The 21,032-nt window shown below is 44.7% G+C and carries 16 protein-coding genes; 7 read left to right on the top strand and 9 right to left on the bottom strand.

The genetic code is table 11. The features are described 5' to 3' along the window. Window positions 1-6 precede the first annotated feature (6 nt). Genes IQR33_RS28780 through IQR33_RS28770 form a run of 3 tightly spaced genes read left to right on the top strand, consistent with a single transcriptional unit; the run spans window position 7 to window position 3,522 of the window. Window positions 7-1,311, top strand: coding sequence for a CBASS cGAMP synthase (locus IQR33_RS28780; protein WP_153993869.1), 1,305 nt, complete (start codon window positions 7-9; stop codon window positions 1,309-1,311). A 2-nt stretch (window positions 1,312-1,313) separates the two neighbouring features. Next, window positions 1,314-3,068 (top strand): E2/UBC family protein, encoded by a 1,755-nt coding sequence (locus tag IQR33_RS28775; protein WP_193837262.1) that lies wholly within the window; start codon window positions 1,314-1,316, stop codon window positions 3,066-3,068. Continuing rightward, window positions 3,061-3,522: a Mov34/MPN/PAD-1 family protein gene (locus IQR33_RS28770; RefSeq protein ID WP_062850839.1), complete on the top strand. Its 462-nt coding sequence runs from the start codon at window positions 3,061-3,063 to the stop codon at window positions 3,520-3,522. The genes IQR33_RS28775 and IQR33_RS28770 overlap by 8 nt, the downstream gene beginning before the upstream one ends. 11 nt (window positions 3,523-3,533) lie before the next feature. On the opposite strand, the gene IQR33_RS28765 is transcribed toward IQR33_RS28770, so the two are convergent. The 6 genes from IQR33_RS28765 to IQR33_RS28740 form a co-directional block, all read right to left on the bottom strand. Next, complete coding sequence (locus IQR33_RS28765) at window positions 3,534-3,971, bottom strand: hypothetical protein (RefSeq protein WP_062850840.1); 438 nt, start codon at window positions 3,969-3,971, stop codon at window positions 3,534-3,536. Then, on the bottom strand, window positions 3,964-6,051 hold the full coding sequence (locus tag IQR33_RS28760; RefSeq protein ID WP_193837261.1) for an integrase: 2,088 nt from the start codon (window positions 6,049-6,051) through the stop codon (window positions 3,964-3,966). The genes IQR33_RS28765 and IQR33_RS28760 overlap by 8 nt, the downstream gene beginning before the upstream one ends. Before the next feature lie 9 nt (window positions 6,052-6,060). Beyond that, window positions 6,061-7,764 (bottom strand): hypothetical protein, encoded by a 1,704-nt coding sequence (locus tag IQR33_RS28755; RefSeq protein ID WP_193837260.1) that lies wholly within the window; start codon window positions 7,762-7,764, stop codon window positions 6,061-6,063. After that, window positions 7,757-8,959 (bottom strand): site-specific integrase, encoded by a 1,203-nt coding sequence (locus tag IQR33_RS28750; RefSeq protein ID WP_193837259.1) that lies wholly within the window; start codon window positions 8,957-8,959, stop codon window positions 7,757-7,759. The genes IQR33_RS28755 and IQR33_RS28750 overlap by 8 nt, the downstream gene beginning before the upstream one ends. A gap of 91 nt (window positions 8,960-9,050) precedes the next feature. Then, a complete protein-coding gene (gorA, locus tag IQR33_RS28745; RefSeq protein ID WP_025768282.1) occupies window positions 9,051-10,403 on the bottom strand; it encodes a glutathione-disulfide reductase in 1,353 nt (450 codons plus the stop codon). Between the two features lie 259 nt (window positions 10,404-10,662). Next, entirely contained in the window at window positions 10,663-11,502 is an 840-nt protein-coding gene (locus IQR33_RS28740; RefSeq protein ID WP_005379158.1) for a 23S rRNA (adenine(2030)-N(6))-methyltransferase RlmJ, read from the bottom strand. A gap of 399 nt (window positions 11,503-11,901) precedes the next feature. Between IQR33_RS28740 and prlC the strand changes: the two genes are divergently transcribed. Then, entirely contained in the window at window positions 11,902-13,944 is a 2,043-nt protein-coding gene (gene prlC, locus IQR33_RS28735) for an oligopeptidase A (RefSeq protein WP_017635033.1), read from the top strand. A gap of 66 nt (window positions 13,945-14,010) precedes the next feature. Here prlC and asnC read toward each other — a convergent pair whose 3' ends face one another. Next, complete coding sequence (gene asnC, locus IQR33_RS28730; RefSeq protein WP_005389595.1) at window positions 14,011-14,475, bottom strand: transcriptional regulator AsnC; 465 nt, start codon at window positions 14,473-14,475, stop codon at window positions 14,011-14,013. A gap of 113 nt (window positions 14,476-14,588) precedes the next feature. On the opposite strand from asnC, the gene IQR33_RS28725 reads away from it, so the two are divergent. The 3 genes from IQR33_RS28725 to IQR33_RS28715 all read left to right on the top strand — a co-directional run bounded on the left by IQR33_RS28725 (window position 14,589) and on the right by IQR33_RS28715 (window position 19,342). After that, a complete protein-coding gene (locus IQR33_RS28725) occupies window positions 14,589-17,714 on the top strand; it encodes an EAL domain-containing protein (RefSeq protein WP_193837258.1) in 3,126 nt (1,041 codons plus the stop codon). An 89-nt stretch (window positions 17,715-17,803) separates the two neighbouring features. Continuing rightward, window positions 17,804-18,583, top strand: coding sequence for a class I SAM-dependent methyltransferase (locus IQR33_RS28720; protein WP_005382933.1), 780 nt, complete (start codon window positions 17,804-17,806; stop codon window positions 18,581-18,583). Window positions 18,584-18,769: 186 nt separating this feature from the next. Then, a complete protein-coding gene (locus IQR33_RS28715; RefSeq protein ID WP_064376901.1) occupies window positions 18,770-19,342 on the top strand; it encodes a hypothetical protein in 573 nt (190 codons plus the stop codon). Between the two features lie 71 nt (window positions 19,343-19,413). Here the strand turns inward: IQR33_RS28715 and IQR33_RS28710 are convergent, their stop codons facing one another. Together IQR33_RS28710 and uspA are read right to left on the bottom strand one after the other, a co-directional pair. Then, the gene (locus IQR33_RS28710; protein ID WP_017821112.1) at window positions 19,414-20,292 is read right to left on the bottom strand and encodes a carboxylate/amino acid/amine transporter; all 879 of its coding nucleotides are present in this window, start codon (window positions 20,290-20,292) and stop codon (window positions 19,414-19,416) included. A gap of 64 nt (window positions 20,293-20,356) precedes the next feature. Next, window positions 20,357-20,782: a universal stress protein UspA gene (gene uspA / locus IQR33_RS28705; protein ID WP_005379165.1), complete on the bottom strand. Its 426-nt coding sequence runs from the start codon at window positions 20,780-20,782 to the stop codon at window positions 20,357-20,359. Window positions 20,783-21,032: the final 250 nt, after the last annotated feature.

Below are 21,032 nucleotides of genomic sequence, written 5' to 3'. Positions count from 1 at the left end.
AGGAGAGTGAAAATGGCTTGGAACTTTCACCAGTACTATACAAACCGAAATGATGGCTTGATGGGTAAGCTAGTTCTTACAGACGAAGAGAAGAACAACCTTAAGGCGCTGCGCAAGATTATCCGGTTAAGAACACGAGATGTATTTGAAGAAGCTAAGGGCATTGCCAAGGCTGTGAAACAAAGTGTTCTTACGTTTGAAATTATTCAGGAAAAGGTCTCAAAGACTAAAATCAAGTACCTGTCTGAAAACGATCAACGAGAGGTAGCTAAGCTTATTCACGAGATGGATGAAGATACTCGTGATGAGTTTTTGGGACTGACACCGCGCTTCTGGACTCAGGGAAGCTTCCAGTATGACACTCTGAATCGTCCGTTTCAGCCAGGTCAAGAAATGGATATTGATGATGGCACCTACATGCCAATGCCTATCTTTGAGTCAGAGCCCAAGATTGGCCATACCTTACTAGTTCTCCTTGTAGACGCCTCACTAAAATCACTTGTAGCGGAAAATAGTGGTTGGAAGTTTGAAGCTAAGCAGACATGTGGACGGATTAAAATCGAGGGAGAGAAAACGCATATAGATGTACCTATGTATGCTATCCCTAAAGATGAATTTATGAAAAAGCAAGTTGCTTTAAAAGCAAACAGGTCATTGCTCGAAAATGTTGGCTGTGAATCATATTTCTATGATTCGGATGATACTGACTCTTATGAGGTCGATTCTGAGAATGTGAACCTCGCTCTTCGCGAAGGTGAGCGAAAATGGGTTAATAGTGATCCAAAAATAGTTGAAGATTGGTTTAACGATAGCTGTGTACGAATTGGAAAACACCTCCGTAAGGTCTGTCGGTTTATGAAAGCATGGCGGGATGCACAATGGGATGTTGGTGGTCCATCTTCGATAAGTCTCATGGCGGCAACGGTAAACATACTTGATAGAGTTTCTCATGATTCCAGTGATCTGGGAGAGACTATGAAGATAGTTGCTAAGAATCTTCCTGATGAGTTTGCTCGAGGGGTAGAGAGTCCTGACGATACCGATGAAAAGCCATTGTTCCCACCCTCTTCTAAGCATGGCCGCCGTGAGATGGATATTATGAGTAAATTAGAGCGCTTGCCTAGTATTCTGTCATCTGCTGAATTGGCTGATTCTAAGTCCGAGGCCTTGAAAAAGATCAATATGGCATTTGGGAGCCGTGTTACCAATAGCGATCTTATTGTTTTAGCAAAGGCACTTCCTGCATTTGCTCAAGAGCCTAGTTCAGCCTCAAAACCAGAGAAAATTAACAGTACAATGGTAAGTGGTTGAAAGTGAAGCAGGAATTACATCATACATTACTGGGATGCGGATTTCGTTATACGCCAGCTAAACAAATGCCTAAAGGCATTCTGTTGGATACAAAAAGCCGGCGCAAAGGCTACTACGTAAAAGAGTACTCGACTAAAGGTGGGGTATTTGTAATTGCTTTGGTTCTGTGGAATGACCCGCACATACAGCTACCCTTTGCGTATATTCTGCAGCAACCCGAACAGTATAAAGGTCGACTACTGCCTCATATCAATTTCGGGTTTTACCTATGCTATGTTGCCCAAATGGAGGCTGATTGGAACTCCAATGATCTAAAGTCAACTTATCAAGATGTGGATGAGCAAATACAGCTTACCTTGGATAACTCTGTAGCATCTGTAGAGAGTGGAACATCAAATGATGTTGAACTTGAAGGAGAGTTCAGTGCTTATTGGCAGTCAGAAGAAGATCTCTACTTGTTAGCTAAGCCATCGAGAAAAGTTCAATTAAAGGCTCACCTCGTAGAAGCTGAACTAAGTAGTGGATCTATCCGCAGAGAGTACGTAGCTGCCTGCTCTGAGCAAAGTGAAGAGTTAGTAAAATGGTTGAACCAAAGAAAGTTCGATGAAAGCTCCCTGCAAGAAGTGTCAATTACAACGCATTGTATATCAGTAAAGCCGAACCGTTTGGCTGGTGTAAACTGGCCTCCATCCTGCCTTCGTGAGGTTTTGAGTTGGTTGAAGCTTGTTGATTGCTCTGCGCATGCTCAGACGGTTACTCTCTTGATGTCCAAGAAGACAAAACGTCACATATTGTTGTTTGATGTGGAAGGGCAAGATGAGTTGGCCGTTTACTTGGAGCTGAATTTGGGTGTTCTCGGCAAACGGTACTTTGGTAAGAATGTCACTAGAAAGCGGAACATAAACAATGAAGCGACATTATTAGGTGGCAAGCTTGTTAGTGCCAACTTTAAGCGGTTAGGTGTGACCAGAGCTGATCGAGACACTCTACTAAGTCGTAATCAACCACGACCAGACGTTGGAAATTTAAGTCATAAGCGTATTGCTCTTATTGGATGCGGGACTATAGGTGGATATTTGGCAGAACTGCTGCTGCGTAGTGGCGCTGGCTGCGGAGAAAATCACTTCCACCTTTATGATAATGATTCTTTCAAACCACACAATTTTGCTCGGCATTCTCTGACAGCTCATAACTTTGGTCTAGCTAAATCTATAGCTTTAGCCAATAGCCTGAAGGAAGCCGTCCATATTGCGCAGAATATCAAAGGGATTGACAGACAGTTCCCTATCCAAGCTGATGTCCTATTGAAATATGACATCGTTATTGATGCAACAGGTCGCCCACCCGTTTCCAAGCGTCTTGCGGCAGTGGTTAGGACTCTAAGCGCAGATGTTAGGCCAGTGATTATTCATGCATTTAATGATGGTAATGGGCGGGCTTCAAAGGTTTTGGTTGACGATGGTAGCTGTTGTTATGGTTGTATGATAGCTGATCCCGCAGTTTATCGAAATAAAGTAGATCTTCGTTTTGAGGGCATTGATCAGGAAAAAGAGAAGCACATAAGTTGTGGAAGTACATATACACCATACGATGCTGCAGTAAGCCACATAACGGCAGCTTTAGCTCAGGAGGCAGTATTGAATACGCTAGAACATACTCTTCCATGGAATTATAGTGAGCATATGCTAGATGGCTCTCGTTCGAAAAAGCCGAGAACTCTAAAGCACTTCTCAGGATGTAATATTTGTGATGAGTGATGTCGAACTTGTTTTCAAAGATGAGAGTGATTGTCTTGTTGTCATTATGGGACATGTAGTAACGCGATTGCTGTCTTATCGTCAGCTCCATCATCTTACTCCTGAGTCTGCAGGTGTCCTTATAGGAGAGCGTAGAGGGCAACATTTGGTTGTTTGCGATATATCTGACCCCGGGCCTGGCGATATTCGTCAGAGGTGCCGCGTAGACCGTCGAGGAGCTCATCATCAGTCACGAGTCAATGAGGCTTTTGAAATCACTGGTGGTGCTCATCAGTACCTTGGGGAATGGCATACACACCCGGAAGATAGGCCATGCCCCTCCTATACCGATCTAGGTTCTTGGAATCGAAGCATAAACACCGAAATACCAATGCTTGTTCTTATTGTTGGGCGTAGAGGCTATTGGCTTGGCAAAAAAGAAAAGGGAACGATCACTCGCTTGGAGCTGCTTTAGTCGTGAATCGGTTAATCGTCAGGCTTTTCTAGTTGATGTACTTTACCTATAGACTCTAGTTCTGCAATTTTGTACTGATATTGCTGAATTATTAAGGCGAGTTGGTTATGCTGGCTCGCCATGTTAGCAAGCTGAGTTTTTAGCTCAGTAACCTCGGACCGATATTTTTCTTTTAGTCTCTTTTCTTTTTTTAACTGTTCACGAAGATATGAGATCTTTTCGTCATACAAAGAACTGTTTTGATTGTTGCCTTGTTTCTTTAAAGAGTCATTTTTAATTTTTTTAACAATATCAGGATAATAATAAACAGACCCGCTACCTAGTCCGGCTTCTTCTTCAACTGCTTTTACAGAGAGCTTCTGTGTAGAAGGTATGACCTTGGGTTTTCCTTGCAGTATACGTTTTAGTGCTTCCTCTATCTTAGCTCTTGTTACATTAGACTTACCCACGCTCTGCCCCCTTGAGGTCAAATTTTTTAAAAGGAATCTTAAAGTAGTACATCACTCTCTCGGTGGCTCGAATCTGGGTTATATAGTGGCTTTCAATGGAGGAGGTTAATCGGTTAATTGAATCTAGGTAAATGACTTGTTCCGATGCCCACTTGTGGCGGTGTATCCAGTTTTGGGCTTTATCCTCGTCAATGAGTTGGTTTTCACATTTAAAACAACTGGCTGGGGAAGCCACTTTATCCATACGACATTCGTAACCGGCAAGGCAATATGAGTGGAGCGTTCCAACTAAATCAATTACTCCCTTTTCAACAAGTTCTTGAATTTGTTCTCTTGTTTTTAGGTCTGAAGGGATAGAACCTCGTTCTTTCATTATTTCTAAACCTCTTTTCCCGTATAGCTTTTCGCTTGAATTAAACCAGCGATACACGTTATCTATGATCACCTCATTGGCGACAGATTTTATAAGCTCTTTAAGCTCGGTATCTTTTTCTATTCCCCTTAACTCTGCGGCCGCACTACCTTCCCCGTACCAATCAGTCGTTGGAATATCGAGGTGTTTGAACTGGTCTTTAACTGCAGTTAGAGAGCAAAGGTTATGTCGCCGTACGAATACCGCATAAGTTCGGCGAAATTGGTGGGTTGTGACACGCCAAACTTTACCTAGTTGAATATTTTTGTCGGCGTGTAGAGGATTTCTATTCGGGTTGATTAGCTTAAACTCATCAAGAACTTGCTGGTTAACAATTGCACCTGCCTCTTGAGCTATCAAGTCGAAGTGATACCTTAAGTGCCCCTCATACATTAACTTTGGCTCTTCACTTTTTCTTGATTGAGTTATCCAAAGACAGCTAGCTTCATGATTTTTCATTGGATTAGGGCTTGAAAATAATTCGACTCGCATGTGTCGTGTTAAGGCCTCTGCTAACTCAATAGCTTTGCCTGTAACAGGAGATGTAACCCACTCGGTCAATTGCCCTCTTCCTTGAGTCATTTTGTGGTGATAAGACTGAAGTGTGTAAATTGTTTTGCCATTGAATATTCGAGTTTTGAAGCTATCTGAGTGGAGCCCATACAATTCATTTCTTCGCATTCCCGTGAATGCTGCGCATAGAATGTAACAAGCAGTCAATATTTTGTTAAACCAACCCTGCATGCGCGATGCTGTGGGGAGATAGTATTTTTCGAGAGGTGAACCAACTAAAAATGATTCAATAATGTTCTTGTACGGTACGGGTTTGGATTTATTAACTTCAATACGATAATCAGGAGAATCGTAGCTTAGCCATTTCCATGTACCAGAGTCTATTTTTTTATCGACGAGCTTTTTCCCCATCGTATAATTGAGTCTCATCTCAGTAGCTAGTTCGCTTAGAATCTCTTTGTTGGGATGTAATTCTTCAATAAAATCAATGCACCAAAAGTATATCTTTTCCATAACTGATGTCGGCATGGCGTAGAATTGGTCTGACCTACTTTTTGAGGGACAGCAGTATTCTGACGCGAGTTCTCCTGGTCCTTGATCTGTAGGAAGTTCGAGTGAGAAAGGTAAATATCTGAATGATTTTTGCACTTTCCCGAGAGCTGCGAATATGTGCTGTGCGCTTATAAAGCTATACTTCAAGGCTTGAATATGATTGCAAAACTCATAAAAAAGTACGGGGTGAGATAGGTTTGATATGCTGTCTAACTTCAATCTGTCTAAGTACTTGTAGATTTGTGTCAACTTACTATGAAGTGCTATAAGAGAAGTTGGCTTCAGCGGTGACGAGCGACCTTGTCCGGCGGAAGTGTATATCCAAATGAAGCAGATTAGCTTGAACTCATTCGCTAAAGGTTGTGATGAGATGTCAGAAAACGTTATCTTGTATTTGTTGGTGACTTTTCTATCAACATAAGCGGTTAGATCCCACTCTTCATCACCAAAGAAACTGACGGTGGCACCAGAAAAGTTTTTAGTGACTGGTATTTTGTAAAGAGACGGAAAGTCACTTTTATTATATAGGTCAAGTATATGCAGGTATCCGTTTTGATTTTCTTTTAGGACGGTGCTACTCGGAAGCTCTAGTAATATTCTCATTTTGGATTCCTAAAAGAGGTCGTTAATTCCTTCAGGCCATAAACAATATCGACCTTCTTTTCTAAGTTTATTTTGGGCTTTTCGCCGCACTGCTGGATCGACTTTAAAAATAGCCATTTCAATTTTGTCTATTAAGTCTCTAAAGTTTCTTTCGAATTGCTGTCGATTCGTGTGATTTGCGAGAGAGTCGTTAACAGCCTCTTTAAAACTCATCAAACACCAAATATCTTCCACTTCTTCGAGAATCACTTGGTTGGGGCAGCTAAAGCATTTCAGAATATCTGAGCAAGCTAGGTGCTCGACATCTAGATCTTTAGGACTGAAGTTCATTTTTCTTCTGTAATTGCCAGCTTGGGTATCGAAAGGGTTCTTGCAACCAGAACCTATGATTGTCGTTTGTGGTTTCTTTTTAAAAGATGAGTATTTTTCTAGGAACTCGTCATATGGAAGTACTTCAACATCCAGTTGTTGTTTCGCATAATTTTTTGACTCAGTTAAATCAGAGCAGCGAGCAACGGCTTCTAGTGTATGGGCAGCAGCCTGTAACTGTTTCCTGTTTTCTATGGGACTACCGGTTGTATAGTGACGACTTACTGTTTGGGGAGTGTTACCCAATAGACTAGCCACCCCAACCGCATCTCCCGTTAAATCTAAGTAACGAGCACTACCTGAAGCTCTAAACCTTTTAGCCATTGGCCTCAGTGGTTTTCCGTAATCATCTGTGGGGTTGAAATACTCAAGCAACCAATTGGTTATGTCACGAAGATTTGAAGGTTCAAGGGAGGTAGCTTTTCCTCTGCTGACTTTAAAAAACAGATGATCGCTATTGGGGGCGACTAGGTTACTAAGTTCGAGAAGCTTCTCGATAAATCTCAATGCATGTTTCGGGACATTTTGATTATTGTTTTCACCAATCGAGATGGTCACGTACTTATTAGCTCTGGCTTTTAGTACGCTTTGTGAATACACGATGTTCTTGCTCAGATCCGATTTCTTAAACTTCTTCATTTTCAGAATGGTAGTGCTATTTCCCCATGTGTAGTACGACATTAAGAAGTACCCTAGTGTAAAGCACTTAGTTATAGCCCCAGCGACTTGGCAATTGCGTCCTTTAAGTTGGATAGACGCAAATTTATCTCTTGGTTGGGCGTTTAGGTAGAGAGGAAAATCGGATGTAATTTGTTTAAAAAGCTGATTAAACAGTGGTTGGATAAGCCTCAGAAGAGTTTTTAGTTCTGTGTCTGAATAAGCTTCTGTTGGATTTGATTCTCGGCGGAATAGACCATGAGGAGAAAACCATTTCTCGACAGGGTAGCCTAAGAGCCTTAATAGGCAGCGGATAGCACTGTTATGCTTTTGTGCTGTATTGACTGGCATGCTTCCTAGCCTAACTTTTTCAATGAGATGCTGCTCCCAAGCATTCGCAGCCTCCTCAGATTCGGGGTTGAGCATCCGGCTGTCAGTAAAACTTACATATCGAGTTAAATCATGGAAATAACCAAACTTCGTCTGGTCAGAATATTCTTGGCTTCTTCCTAAGATATCTACCCACTTGTGAACCAACTTGTCGCGATTTGCGAATTTTGCCTTATCAATTTGTTTTTTTTGGGGAACTCCAAGGTAGCGAAATCGATTGAAATCAAATGACTGATATTTAGATATACCGATTTTGAGGCTTACTACCAATTCAGGATGGTGTGATATTTCATTCATATACTGCTTCCTCTAGTATCTGGTCTAAGAAACTAGTGGCATTCTGAACGCTCTTTTCTCTCTCAAGGTAGTCTACGTATTTCCATATAGTGCTTTCGCTGTTGTGTCCCATCCATGCCATCATTTGGAGTACAGCATTCTTTTGTAGCCCATGCTCAAGCAATGATGATAGTCGGTAGGTACAATAGGTTGCTCTGAGGTCATGAGTCCTGTGCTTAAAAGACATGGAATATTTTACTTCTATGCTTTCTTTCAGCCGTCGGAAGGATTGCTGTACGTTATTTGCATTGAATGGAGTGCCATTTTTTGTAACGAGCAGAAATGAGCTTTCTTTACCTTTTAATCGCTTTTTCCTCCTAATAGATGTTGAGTAAGAGTGGAGTAAAACTGCTAACTTTGCAGGGATTTCTACTTTTCGCTCTTTACTATATTTCGTAGTAACGCCGTTCGCAGGTCCTATCAAAACTTCAGAGTATAAGCCTGTGCTGAGTTCATTAAGGGCAAGAGATTGGGGAAAAGTACAGGCTTCATTAATTCTTAGCCCAGAGTGGATTTGCAATAATTGATGTAACACAAACTCAATGCCAAAATTGGTTAACTCAAGGGCGTATAATCGAATTTCTTCCTTACTTAATGGATTCAATGACTGAATGTTGGCGCGTTTTGGAACTTTAATACGCAGGTCTGTACTTGTAACAAGAAATTGAGGATTTAGGTGTCTCATCATCCCCTGGTTCTGCACTTTAACCAGCTCATACTCAAATGGTTTAGCGTGTTCAGTTACATGCAGGAGTTGATGGGTAATACACCATTCATAAAATTTGATGACATGAAGCATGTACAAGGATGCGGTAGAAAACTGCATTTCACCATTTCGGGCGCTGCTGAGTAAATCATCATTTCTAAAGCGGTAAGTTGGACGTAGGTACTTTGTCGCTGGGAAATCATCCCATCTTAATTGTTTCATTTCCAAAAACTGCCAGTACCTTTTGATTGCTCGAACGGCAGAGTTTAAGTCTTTGGACTTCCTTAGATTTACTAGATAGTTCATCCATAGGTTAACAGGCATCAAGTATTGATGATTGGAGTCATAAAAGGTAGGAAAGCCCTTTAGTGAAATGGGATGAGTGTCAGTTGATGCTTGCGGGTATATTCTGGGAACATTTATTGATGATGATTCAATTACGTAAACCATAAAAATACCCTCAAAAAAAACAAGTCTTTAATGAGGGTAGTTCAGTTTTCCAGACTATGAAAATCTAAAGTTTAGTTTTCCATAAAAAGATCTACATAGTAACGAACTCTTCAGAGCCCGTTGGGTGGATAGCCACAACAGAGTCGAAGTCTGCTTTGGTTGCGCCCATCTTCATTGCTACGCCGAAGCCTTGGATCATTTCATCTACCGTGAAACCGATGCCGTGTAGGCCAACAACCGTTTCTTCTTCGCCCGCACATACAAGCTTCATCTTACATGGTTGACGGTGCTTAGTAACAGCGGTGTACATCGCAGTAAAGCCAGATGTGTAGACTTTGATGTTGTCTTTGCCGTACTTCTCTTCTGCTTCTTGCGTTGTTAGACCGATAGTGCCGATTGGTGGGTGGCTAAATACCACAGTTGGTACTAAATCGTAGTCCATCTTCGCGTTTGGTTTGTTGTTGAACAAACGCTCAGAAAGTTGACGACCCGCTTTCACTGCTACTGGTGTTAGTTCGATACCGCCTTCCATGATGTCACCCACACAGTAGATGCCTTTCACGTTAGTTTCTTGGTATTCGTCTACCTTGATGTAGCCTTTTTCGTTCGTTGCCACGCCGGTTGACGCTAGGTTGATTGCGTCTGTCGCTGGGTGACGACCGATTGCCCAAATCAGTTGGTCAACGTTTTGGCTTTCACCGTTTTCTAGGTGCAGAGTTAGGCTGCCATCGGCTTCTTTTACCACTTCTTTTGGTACAGAGTGGGTGTGCAGTTTTGGACCTTCTGCGTCCATCACTTCAACCAACGTATCGATGATCATTGGATCGAAGCTACGCAGTGGTGACTCTTTACGTACGAACAGGTGCGTTTCTGTACCTAGCGCGTGCAGTACGCCAGCAATTTCAACTGCGATGTAGCCAGCACCCACAACCGCAACGCGTTTTGGTTGCTCTGCTAGGTCGAAGAAGCCGTTTGAATCGATGCCGTATTCAGCGCCTGGAATGTTTGGAATAGTAGGACGACCACCAACCGCGATCAGGATGTGATCTGCTGTGTAGTGTTCACCGTTTACTTCGACAGTTTTTTCGTCAACAAACTTAGCAAAGCCTTTAATCACGTTTACTTTATTGTTGCCAAGAACGCGATCGTAAGATTGGTGAATACGACCAATGTACGCCTGACGGCTCTCAACCAGTTTGCTCCAGTCGAAACCTTTCACGTCGACATCAAAACCGTAATCTTCTGCGTACAGGTTCATTGCTTCTGCGATTTGCGCGCCATGCCACATCACTTTTTTCGGTACACAACCTACGTTGACACAGGTACCGCCAAGGTCTTGAGCTTCGATTAGCGCAACTTTCGCGCCGTACATCGCCGCACGGTTTGCAGATGCGATGCCGCCACTGCCGCCACCGATACAGATATAGTCAAAATGAGTCGCCATTACTTTCTCCAAGAGCTTATAAATTTTATCTGGTACATAGATAGATTGGGATGACCTTGTCCGAACTCAATGCCACCGTTATCCCACTATCATAAATCGAATTCGACTAATTCCTAAATGGGAAAAAGCGACAATACTTATGACAAATAGCGATGAGAGGCACAAAAAGAAGAATAAGCACGACTGGAGGGAGAAGGTGAGAGCATAAAAAAGCGCAACGAGAATATCGTTGCGCTTGAAGATATCGGTACTGAAGTGCTTACTCTGGCACAATCCAGTCCACTTTCCAGTGGCCAGTTGCTGGTGCGATCGCGTCTTGCAGGAATGGCAGAATCTCTTTCATCTGGCTTTCCAGTTTCCATGGCGGGTTAATCACAATCATGCCGGATGCCGTCATGCCGCGCTCGTTGGTATCTGGTGCAACACCTAACTCGATTTGCAGAATTTTACGAATGCCCAGTGCTTCCAAGCCTTCGATCATATCTTCGATGTCGTGACGGTTTACCACTGGGTACCAAATCGCGTAGATACCGGTTGCCCAACGTTTATGGCTCTGATGAATCGCTCGTACCACATCGCGGTACTCTTTCGCGAGTTCGTATGGTGGGTCAATCAGCACCAAACCACGACGCTCTTGTGGCGGTAGGCTTGCTTTGAGGCGTTGGAATCCGTCTTCTTTGAAGATGCTCACTTGGCGATCACGATGGAATTCTTGCTCTAACAATGGGTGATCGGCCGGGTGCAACTCGGTCAGCACCATGCGATCTTGTGGGCGGATTTGCGCGCGCGCTACACGTGGTGAGCCTGGGTAGTAACGCAGCTTCTCGCCGTTGTTGAGCACTTTAATGGCATCGATGTAGCTTTTGATGTCTTCAGGAATGCTTGGGTTATCCCAAATACGTGCGATGCCTTGTTTGTATTCGCCCGTTTTTTCAGACCATTCGTGAGTCAGATCGTAACGGCCCACACCCGAGTGGGTATCGTGATAAACGAATGGCTTATCTTTTTGTTTCAGCGCATCAAGAATGAGGCTTTGAACGATGTGTTTGACCACGTCGGCATGGTTGCCAGCGTGGAAGCTGTGGCGGTAACTTAACAAATTAAACTCTCGAAACACTCTTTGGCTGAGTGTGGTCTGTGATTTTCACTCTATGGCGGTATTATACTCAAGTAACTTAAAGATGTAGAACTTCCAATCAAATCTGTTCCTCTGATAAGGGGACGCTATTGAAATTTCTTTAAGTCACCCACACTTACTATTGGTAATCGAATTGAACTAGGTGAGTTTCTCGCACTCAAAAGGGTGTGAAATTTCATTTAGGTATAACAAGACTCAAGGACAGAGTAGCGCTGGTTGACTATATGATGGTCATCGCGGCATAGAGAAAGGGAACGGAGCTCCCCCAATCCATGTTGCTGGCTCGTCTGTACATTGAGTTGGCCTATCTACACAAAATAGACAGGCAATCACAGAGTCAAAACACAAAAGGAATTATTCATGTCTAATCCTCTTCTGACGTTTACGGACCTACCTCCGTTTTCTCAAATTAAACCAGAACACATCAAGCCTGCCGTTGAGCAAGCGATTGCTGACTGCCGAGCAAAAATCGATGAAGTTCTACAAGACAACGCTCACCCAACTTGGGACAGTGTGATTGCGCCAATTGAAGAAGCGGATGATCGCTTAAGCCGCATCTGGTCGCCAGTGGGTCACATGAACTCGGTAGTGAACAGCGAAGAGCTACGTGAAGCTTACGAAAGTTGCCTACCAATTTTGTCAGAGTACGGCACTTGGGTTGGTCAGCACAAAGGGTTGTACGAAGCGTACAAAACCATCAAAGCGAGCGAAGAATTTGCAACGTTAACTCGTGCCCAGCAGAAAACCATCACTGATGCACTGCGTGATTTCGAGTTATCAGGCATTGGTTTGCCATCCGATGAGCAGCACCGTTACGGCGAGATCAGCAAACGTATGTCTGAGCTGAGCTCTAAATTCTCTAACAATGTGCTGGATGCCACCATGGGTTGGACCAAGCACATCACAGACGAGAAAGACCTAGCAGGTATGCCAGAATCGGCGCTGGCAGCAGCGAAAGCTGCCGCAGAAGCAAAAGAGTTAGATGGTTACCTAATTACGCTAGATATCCCATCTTACCTACCTGTCATGACTTACTGCGATAACCAAGAGTTGCGTAAAGAAGTGTACGAAGCGTACGTGACGCGCGCTTCTGATCGAGGTCCAAACGCAGGCAAATGGGATAACTCAGAAATCATTACTGAGCAGCTAAAACTGCGCCATGAAATTTCACGTATGCTAGGTTTCAATACTTACAGTGAAAAGTCGTTAGCAACAAAGATGGCTGAAACGCCGGATCAAGTGCTGGGCTTCCTGAATGACCTAGCGACACGAGCGAAGCCGCAAGGTGAACGTGAAGTCGAAGAGTTACGTCAGTTTGCGAAAAGTGAGTTTGGTGTTGAAGAGCTGAACGTTTGGGATATCGCTTACTACAGCGAGAAACAAAAGCAGCACCTGTTCCAAATTTCGGATGAAGAACTGCGCCCATACTTCCCAGAGTCAAAAGTCGTGAGCGGTCTGTTTGAAGTGCTAAACCGCGTGTTTGGCATGACCGTTACTGAGCGCGAAGGCGTAGACACTTGGCATGAGTCCGTGCGCTTTTTCGATATCTTTGATGCTGAAGGCACACTCCGTGGCAGCTTCTACCTAGATCTCTACGCTCGTGAACACAAACGTGGCGGCGCGTGGATGGATGATTGTCGTGGTCGTCGCGTTACGCTATCTGGCGAGCTGCAAACGCCGGTTGCGTATCTAACGTGTAACTTCAACCGTCCAGTGGGCGACAAACCAGCACTGTTCACGCACGATGAAGTCGTGACGCTATTCCATGAATTTGGTCATGGAATCCACCACATGTTGACGCAAGTTGATACAGGTGCTGTTTCAGGTATTAATGGCGTGCCTTGGGATGCGGTTGAGCTACCAAGTCAGTTCCTAGAAAACTGGTGTTGGGAAGAGGATGCGCTGGCGTTCATTTCTGGTCACTATGAGACAGGTGAGCCGCTACCTAAAGCGATGCTAGACAAAATGCTCGCAGCGAAAAACTTCCAATCTGCGATGGGTATTTTGCGTCAGCTAGAATTCGGCTTGTTCGACTTCACGCTTCACACCGAATATGACCCTGAAGTGGGTGCGCGTGTACTGGAAACTCTGGCGAAAGTGAAAGAGAAAGTCGCGGTAGTTCCTGCGGTTGAGTGGGCGCGTTTCTCACACAGCTTCGGCCATATTTTTGCTGGTGGCTACAGTGCGGGTTACTACAGCTACCTGTGGGCTGAAGTGCTGTCGTCAGACGCGTATTCTCGCTTTGAAGAAGAAGGCATCTTCAACAAAGAGACGGGTCTAAGCTTCCTGAACAACATCCTAGAAATGGGGGGCAGTGAAGAGCCAATGGAGCTGTTTAAGCGCTTCCGTGGCCGCGAGCCACAAATCGATGCACTGTTGCGCCATTCGGGTATTGCGGCGTAAATTGAGCAAAAAACATCAAGGCCAACCGAACGGTTGGCCTTTTTTGTACATTTTTTATAAAAAATTTTACGGATTTACGTTGCGGTTGATCGGGTTCTGCAACGATATCAATGTCTCCGTGGACTGAACCTCATCAATGGCTTGCAGCTTGTCGATCAGTACAAATTGCAGCTCTTCAATCGATTTGCACATCAATTTGACGAATATGTTATACGCGCCCGTGGTGTAGTAAGCTTCAACGACTTCGTCGAGCGCGTTGAGTTTTTCTAACGCGGAGTGGTAATCACGAGCTGCATTGAGGTTAATACCAATAAAGCAGCACACATCGTAGCCAAGCTTTTTGGTATTGATGATCACCTCCGTTCCTTCGATGATGTCAGCCGACTTCATCTTCTCGATACGCACATGGATAGTGGCAGGGCTGACATCGAACTGCTTTGCCATTTCTGCGTAGGGCGTTCTGGCGTCAGCCATCAGTGTTTTTAATATTGCGCGGTCAAGGTCGTCGAGTTTCGGCAGGCTCGCATTCATACTATGATTTCCGTTAGGGATAGAGTTTTACCTCCCTTTTATACTCATAGCGGATAGGATTCACAAGGTTTGGCAGGAGTAACTGCGGGTTAACTCCGAGCTATGGAGATAATGTGCAGCGTTTTCTGGTTATTGCCGCGCTATGTTGGAGCGCGTTTGCTACGGCCTCAGATCCGAAGGTGTTGGTCGTGCACTCCTATCATCAGGGTTTTTTCTGGACGGACTCCATACAGCGAGGCATCGAGCAACAGCTGGGCGATCGAGCGCTGGACATGCGTGTGCTCTATCTAGACTCGAAACGTAACCAGAGTGAGCAGTTTTTTGCGCAACTAAAATCCTTGTATTTTACGAAATTACGCAAAGAGCGATTCGATGCCATTTTAGTGAGCGATAACAATGCACTTGAACTCATGCAGCGTTTAGCCCCAATCATCAAAGACACCCCAGTTATATTTAACGGCATTAATAACTACCATCCTTCTTTACATCGTTCTCTGAATGCAACCGGAGTCATGGAAGATGTCGATTTGGAAGCGAATCTCGCTCTTATTGAGCGCTTACATCCGAACTACACACAAGTTCTCATCGTCAGTGACCACTCGGTGACCGGTGAGGTGTTGCGTTATCAAATCGACAATTTTGTCCTCAAGTTCCCGCAATATCGAGACAAAATCGTACAACTTGTCCCAGACAGCATCATCGATCTAAAACAACAAGTCGCAAAACTGAGTTCCGATAAAGTCGTCTTGTTCTGGACCTATTACCGAGATAAACAAGGTATGGTTGGCAGCGAGCGTGACTGGGTTGGTGTCAACAAAGTCTCAAACGCGCCGCTGTTTATGGTGCATGACATTGGTTTGGGTCATGGCGCAGTTGGAGGGGTTATTCAAAGTGGTTATCGGCATGGTATTGAGAGTGCAGAGATGCTTGAATTCGTTTTGGATAACCCTGATCAGCCTCTGCCTGCCGTGAAAAAAAGTGATTCTGAAATAAAGCTCGATTACCAAGCGGTAGCGCGTTGGGGATTGGGGGCTGAACAAGAGGTTTCTGCGGTATTTTTTAATAAGCCAATGAAGCTTTCTGAACGTTTTGCCAAGGAAATTCGCCTGTTTGGTAGTCTGTTTGTGGTGATGTCGGTGGTCATTTTGCTGATGGGTTATTATTTACAGCGGATGCGTCGCAGTGAGAGCGCTGCGCGAGAAAGCCAGGCTATTCTAGAATCGATTTTCGATCAGAGCATGCAGTATATGGGCATTTTGGATGCCAACGGTGTGCTTAAATCGGGCAACGATCACCTTCAATCCTTACTTTATCACCAAGGACTGCGTTTAGACCGACCACTTTGGTTTCATCCCAACTGGAGTGAGAAAGCCCAAGCGCTGCTAGAGGAGTATTTCCATGCGCCTCACCATCAAGTGTCGACGTTTGAAGCTGAAATTTGGAGTAAAGAACACGGCGCCTTGGTATTAGAAGTTTCGCTCAAGCCTTTTTCTCAGCAAGTAGGGAATCATAAGCAATACTTGTTTGAAGCGCGCGATATTACCAGTCGTAAATTGATGGAGGACAAGCTCTACCAACGTGAGTCAACCCTACGCAACTATTATGAGCAGCAGCCCGTGATGATGGTGACGCTTGATAGTAATAACCGAATTCAAGAAGTGAATCGATTTGCTCAACTACTTCTTGGCTACAAACCGATGGACATGCTCGGACATCGCCTGAGGGAGTTCTATTTTGATGACAAAGTGCTGTTCCCTCGCCAAGTGTTATTGCAACCCAACCAGCAAGTGCATGGTGTTTGGCGACGTGAAGTCGAGTATCGTCATGCAAATGGTCATCGTGTTTGGGTGCGCGAGAATATTCGTCCGCTGAGTGAATCTGAGCAACTGCTGATTGTGGGCGAAGATATTACCGAAACCAAACTGCTCTCCGAGAAATTGGAATACCAAGCTCGCTATGACTTACTGACGGGGACTTACAACAGAAACCATTTTGAACTAGAGCTTAAGACCGCACTGTGCGAAGTGGACAGCCATCGTCGAGTCCACGCCATGTTGTACCTCGACTTAGATCAACTAAAAGTCCTCAATGATACGGTTGGGCATGATGCAGGTGATGCGGCGATTCAATTCTGCGCAAGTATGCTGGAAGGCGTTCTGCCGTACAATTCCATCTTGGCTCGAATGGGAGGCGATGAGTTTGCGGTGTTACTCAAAGACTGTGACGAATATGGCGCCATCAATATTGCCAAACTGATCATCTCGACACTAAGCGAACACCTCTTTATTTGGGAAGACACACGCCTGTTCATCAGTTGCTCAATTGGTATCCGTATCATCGATCATACCGCTGATACGCCACAAATGGTGCACGCTCAAGCAGACTCTGCTTGTCACGCCGCTAAAGAGCAAGGCCGTAACCGCTATAATCTATTCAGCTTAGATAACGAAGAGTTGCAGCGTCGTCAGATGGAAATGCAGAGCGTCAATTTGGTGCATGAGGCATTGTCGAATCAACGTTTAGAACTGTTTGCTCAACCGATAAAAAGCTTACAAAAGCACGAGACTCAAATGTATTTTGAGATTTTGGTGCGTATTCGCAGTGGGTACGGTGATTATGTTTCTCCTGCGCTGTTTATCCCTGCTTCCGAGCGCTACAACATTGCCCATTGGATTGATAAGCAGGTTATTACTCAAACACTAGAGTGGTTTGAACAGCGTCCTGAGGTGGTTGAACAGCTTGGTCGCTGTTCGATAAACCTTTCAGGTCAATCTATGGGGAATCAAGAGTTTATTGACTTCTTATTGGAGCGATTGGAAAGTTCGACTCTGCCGTGTGAAAAAATCTGCTTAGAAATCACCGAGACAGCGGCGATGAGCAATCTGGATCAAGCCATTGAGTTGTTTACCAAGCTAAAGGCTTTGGGTTGCATGATTGCATTGGATGATTTCGGATCTGGATTGTCTTCATTTGGTTACTTAAAGAAACTTCCTGTCGATATCGTGAAAATTGATGGTCTTTTCGTGCAAGATATCAACGTAAATGAAATGGACCGCGTGATGGTTCGTTCAATCAATGACCTGGCGAAGCAACTAGGCAAAGTGACGGTGGCGGAGTTTGTCGAAAATGACCAGGTCATGCAGCATTTGATAGACCTCGGTGTGGACTACGGCCAAGGCTACGGTATTGGCCATCCTAAGCCGCTTTCTGAGCTAGTGGAGCAACTGACGGCTGTATAACCCCTGCGTAGCAAGCTCAACCTAGCATTAATAGGTAACTTAGGTATACACTCAGCGCCAGTTACCTCGATTTTTATTGGAGCCTCCTTTTGCAACTGCAATTGATCTGTGAAAACCCGTCTCAACAATCTCATCTTGATGAACTCGCTGCGCGTTGGCGGCTTTCTCATACTGACGATAGCGATTTTGCTTTGGTGCTAACCACCGAGCGTTTGGAGCTACGTAAAGTGGATGAACCAAAGCTGGGTGCAATCTTTGTGGATTTGATTGGTGGTGCGGTCGGTCATCGTCGCAAGTTCGGTGGTGGTAAAGGTCAGGCAATTGCGAAAGCGGCGGGGTTGAACAAAGGGGCAACGCCAACCGTGTTAGACGGCACGGCAGGTCTTGGTCGTGATGCGTTTGTGCTCGCCTCGCTAGGTTGTAAAGTGCAGATGGTCGAGCGTCATCCAGTCGTAGCGGCTTTGTTAGATGATGGCTTGGATCGAGCGAAACAAGACCCAGAAATCGGCACCTGGGTATCTGAGCGCATGTCGCTTATCCATGCTTCTAGCCATGATGCGCTGGAACAATTGGCGCAAGATAAAGACTTTGTCCAGCCAGATGTGGTGTATCTTGACCCGATGTATCCGCACCCAGAAAATAAAAAGAAGTCGGCGCTCGTGAAAAAAGAAATGCGCGTTTTCCAATCGTTGGTTGGCGCTGATTTGGACGCCGATGGCCTACTAGAACCAGCCATGGCGTTAGCCACAAAGCGTGTAGTAGTTAAACGCCCAGACTATGCTAACTGGCTGAACGAGAAAAAACCGACCATGGCGATTGAAACGAAAAAAAATCGCTTCGATGTCTACGTTAAAGCATCGATGGCATAACTTCCTGACGGCTCAACTTTTCTTGTCACAGTGCGGTGTGTCGTGCTGTGACTCAGCCTCTCTTTCCTCGTCTCTATTGATAGTTTTCTCTTGCTAATTCCCTTCTCTGACTGTATATCTAACTAAGAATTATTATTATTTCACTTGTTGTGATGCGGTCGATAACTGGGAAGCTGGAGTAGTAGAATGGCTAAACGTTTATGTAAAATGAGTCGCAAACAGATCGCGGCAGAACTTGGTGATATCCATCGTTTAGTTGTCGCACCAAAATTCGTTTGTCGTTCTTGCGCACGCTCTTCATCGGCCAAAGATACCCTTTGTAAGCCAGCCGCAATTCCTCCACAAAAATGCCAAGACAAGCCATTGAGTGAGCAACAAGCATGTGGCTTATTGGTTGAAGCTCTGCCATCACAAGCGATTCCAGTGACCACTAAACAAAGCAACGAAAAAGCCGCGATTGTGAAGCGTGTTGTTGAGCGTGTGAAAGAGAAAAAACAAGCCGAAAAATCTCCGGAGCCAGTAAGAGCCGACGCACCAGTATGGTTTGATTTAGCTGATAAAAAATCGCTCAAGAAAGCGAAAAAGGCACTGAAAAAACACTACAAACAGCAGAAAAAGCTGCTAAAAGTGGCAAAAAAGCAGCAGAAGTTGCTCAAGCGTCAACGCAAACTGGAAGCCCGCAATGCGAAGTTGGAAGTGTTGTTACCAGCGCCGCCTAATGCGTTGATGGGCGCAAGCTCGCAAGCCAAAGTGCATTAATTGAATTAAAAAAAACGCTCTCCAGTCGGAGAGCGTTTTTTATTGTCGAAATGTTTATAGGATTAGCTGCGTTACTTATTGGCGTAACTCATCTCTACGCGCTTTTTCACCCAGGTTTCGTTAATCCATAGGGATAGCATGATGATCGCACCGCCAATGGCGAGTCGCATGACATCAACATCGCGGTTCCAAATCACAATGTTTACAATCAAGCCCGCCGGAACCAATGCATTGTTCATTACTGCCAGTGCCCCTGCGTTCACCATAGTCGCGCCTTTGTTCCAAGCAAAGTAACCAAAACCAGAAGCAATCAACCCAAGGTATGTCAGAATGCCCCATTGTGTTGCAGTGGTAGGTAGTTTGTCGAGGTTACCCATGAGCGCGAAAGCCACGGTTGCTACACAAAGTGCACCTAAGTAGAAGTAGCCAAACACGGTGTGTTGTGGCAAATCGACGGGTTCACTCTCCATGATATATTTGTAGCCCACCTGACCGATGGCAAAGCAGAGGTTTGCTCCTTGTACGACCAAAAAGCCCAGTAGGAAATCTTCATTAATGCCTGCAAATTTAATCCAGGCGGCACCAAATACGGCTATTGCTGCGGTAACTAAGTACCAAGGTGAAAAGCGACCTTTCAAGAAGTCATAGATTAGCGTGACGTAAATGGGTGTGAATACTGTGAACAGCAATACTTCTGGCACGGAAAGGAGCAAAAAAGATTGGTAGTAGAAGCAATACATCAAACCGAGCTGGAAGCCACCGACGGTCATCAGTTTCGCGATCAGGGATTTGCTAACGCCACGGAATTTCAAAAAGGGAATGAAAACCAGGCTCGCCAGTGCCACGCGCATGAACACCGAGAACCAAGAATCAACCTGACCGGCGAGGTAAACGCCGATCAGGCTAAATGAGAATGCCCAAAGTAGGGTAACTGCGGATAGATAAGCCATGGATGAGAATCTTTATCAACAACAAATGTGCCCGCAGTCTAACCAAGTTTTATCGCTGCGCCAATCAGTCTTTTAGCGGTACGACCAGCATATCGACTGGTGAGCAGTTAATCAGCTGTCGAGTCGAAGATAGAATCTTGCTCCAGAAATCTTGGTGATGACCACAAACCACCAAATCAATACTGTAATCTTGAATGGTATCGCACAGCTCATTACTCAAATCGCCACTACCGACTAAAGTATGGGCAATTGGGTATTGCGCATATTCAGCGAAGTTTGCCAATTGTGTGCGCGATGCTTCCATTGCTTGATGTTGCGCTTCTGCCATATTGATATCGATAAGCCCGGTGTAGAGTTCTGCGTAGTTCACGTCGATGTGAATAAAAGAGACTTTCGCATCCAGAGGTTTAGCCAGTGATACGGCTTTCTTAATCAACACTTTACTGTCGTCTGAAAGGTCGACTGCCACAAGTATGTGTTTGTAACTCATATTGCTATCTCCTTGTAAGGTCATAGTTTTAGATTAGCACCAACCCCAAAAAAAATTTGCTGAAGTGATCTCATATCGGTGCCGTAGGTACAAAGTCTTGTCTCAGTAATCATGTTATAGTGGCGTTATACCCAAGTGACTTTGATATGCTGAAATAAGCGTAGTGTTACTGACTAGAGTTGAAGTGAAACTTCGCCGTGTCTGCCAGACCAAGCTATTCTCGCAGCGTCATTTATTTCGAGGTTACTTT

It is taken from the genome of Vibrio sp. OPT46 (assembly GCF_015163535.1).
GTDB lineage: Bacteria > Pseudomonadota > Gammaproteobacteria > Enterobacterales > Vibrionaceae > Vibrio > Vibrio alginolyticus.
The sequence above is the reverse complement of the archived record's forward strand: the minus strand, read 5'-3'. Positions and strand labels throughout refer to the sequence as shown.

Excerpts from the sequence above, each read along its gene's own strand:
- asnC (WP_005389595.1), bottom strand. The coding sequence starts at position 14,475 with ATGAATGCGAGCCTGCCGAAACTCGACGACCTTGACCGCGCAATATTA.
- IQR33_RS28760 (WP_193837261.1), bottom strand. The coding sequence starts at position 6,051 with ATGAGAATATTACTAGAGCTTCCGAGTAGCACCGTCCTAAAAGAAAAT.
- IQR33_RS28750 (WP_193837259.1), bottom strand. The coding sequence starts at position 8,959 with ATGGTTTACGTAATTGAATCATCATCAATAAATGTTCCCAGAATATAC.
- IQR33_RS28710 (WP_017821112.1), bottom strand. The coding sequence starts at position 20,292 with ATGGCTTATCTATCCGCAGTTACCCTACTTTGGGCATTCTCATTTAGC.
- IQR33_RS28755 (WP_193837260.1), bottom strand. The coding sequence starts at position 7,764 with ATGAATGAAATATCACACCATCCTGAATTGGTAGTAAGCCTCAAAATC.
- gorA (WP_025768282.1), bottom strand. The coding sequence starts at position 10,403 with ATGGCGACTCATTTTGACTATATCTGTATCGGTGGCGGCAGTGGCGGC.
- prlC (WP_017635033.1), top strand. The coding sequence starts at position 11,902 with ATGTCTAATCCTCTTCTGACGTTTACGGACCTACCTCCGTTTTCTCAA.
- IQR33_RS28770 (WP_062850839.1), top strand. The coding sequence starts at position 3,061 with ATGAGTGATGTCGAACTTGTTTTCAAAGATGAGAGTGATTGTCTTGTT.
- uspA (WP_005379165.1), bottom strand. The coding sequence starts at position 20,782 with ATGAGTTACAAACACATACTTGTGGCAGTCGACCTTTCAGACGACAGT.
- IQR33_RS28715 (WP_064376901.1), top strand. The coding sequence starts at position 18,770 with ATGGCTAAACGTTTATGTAAAATGAGTCGCAAACAGATCGCGGCAGAA.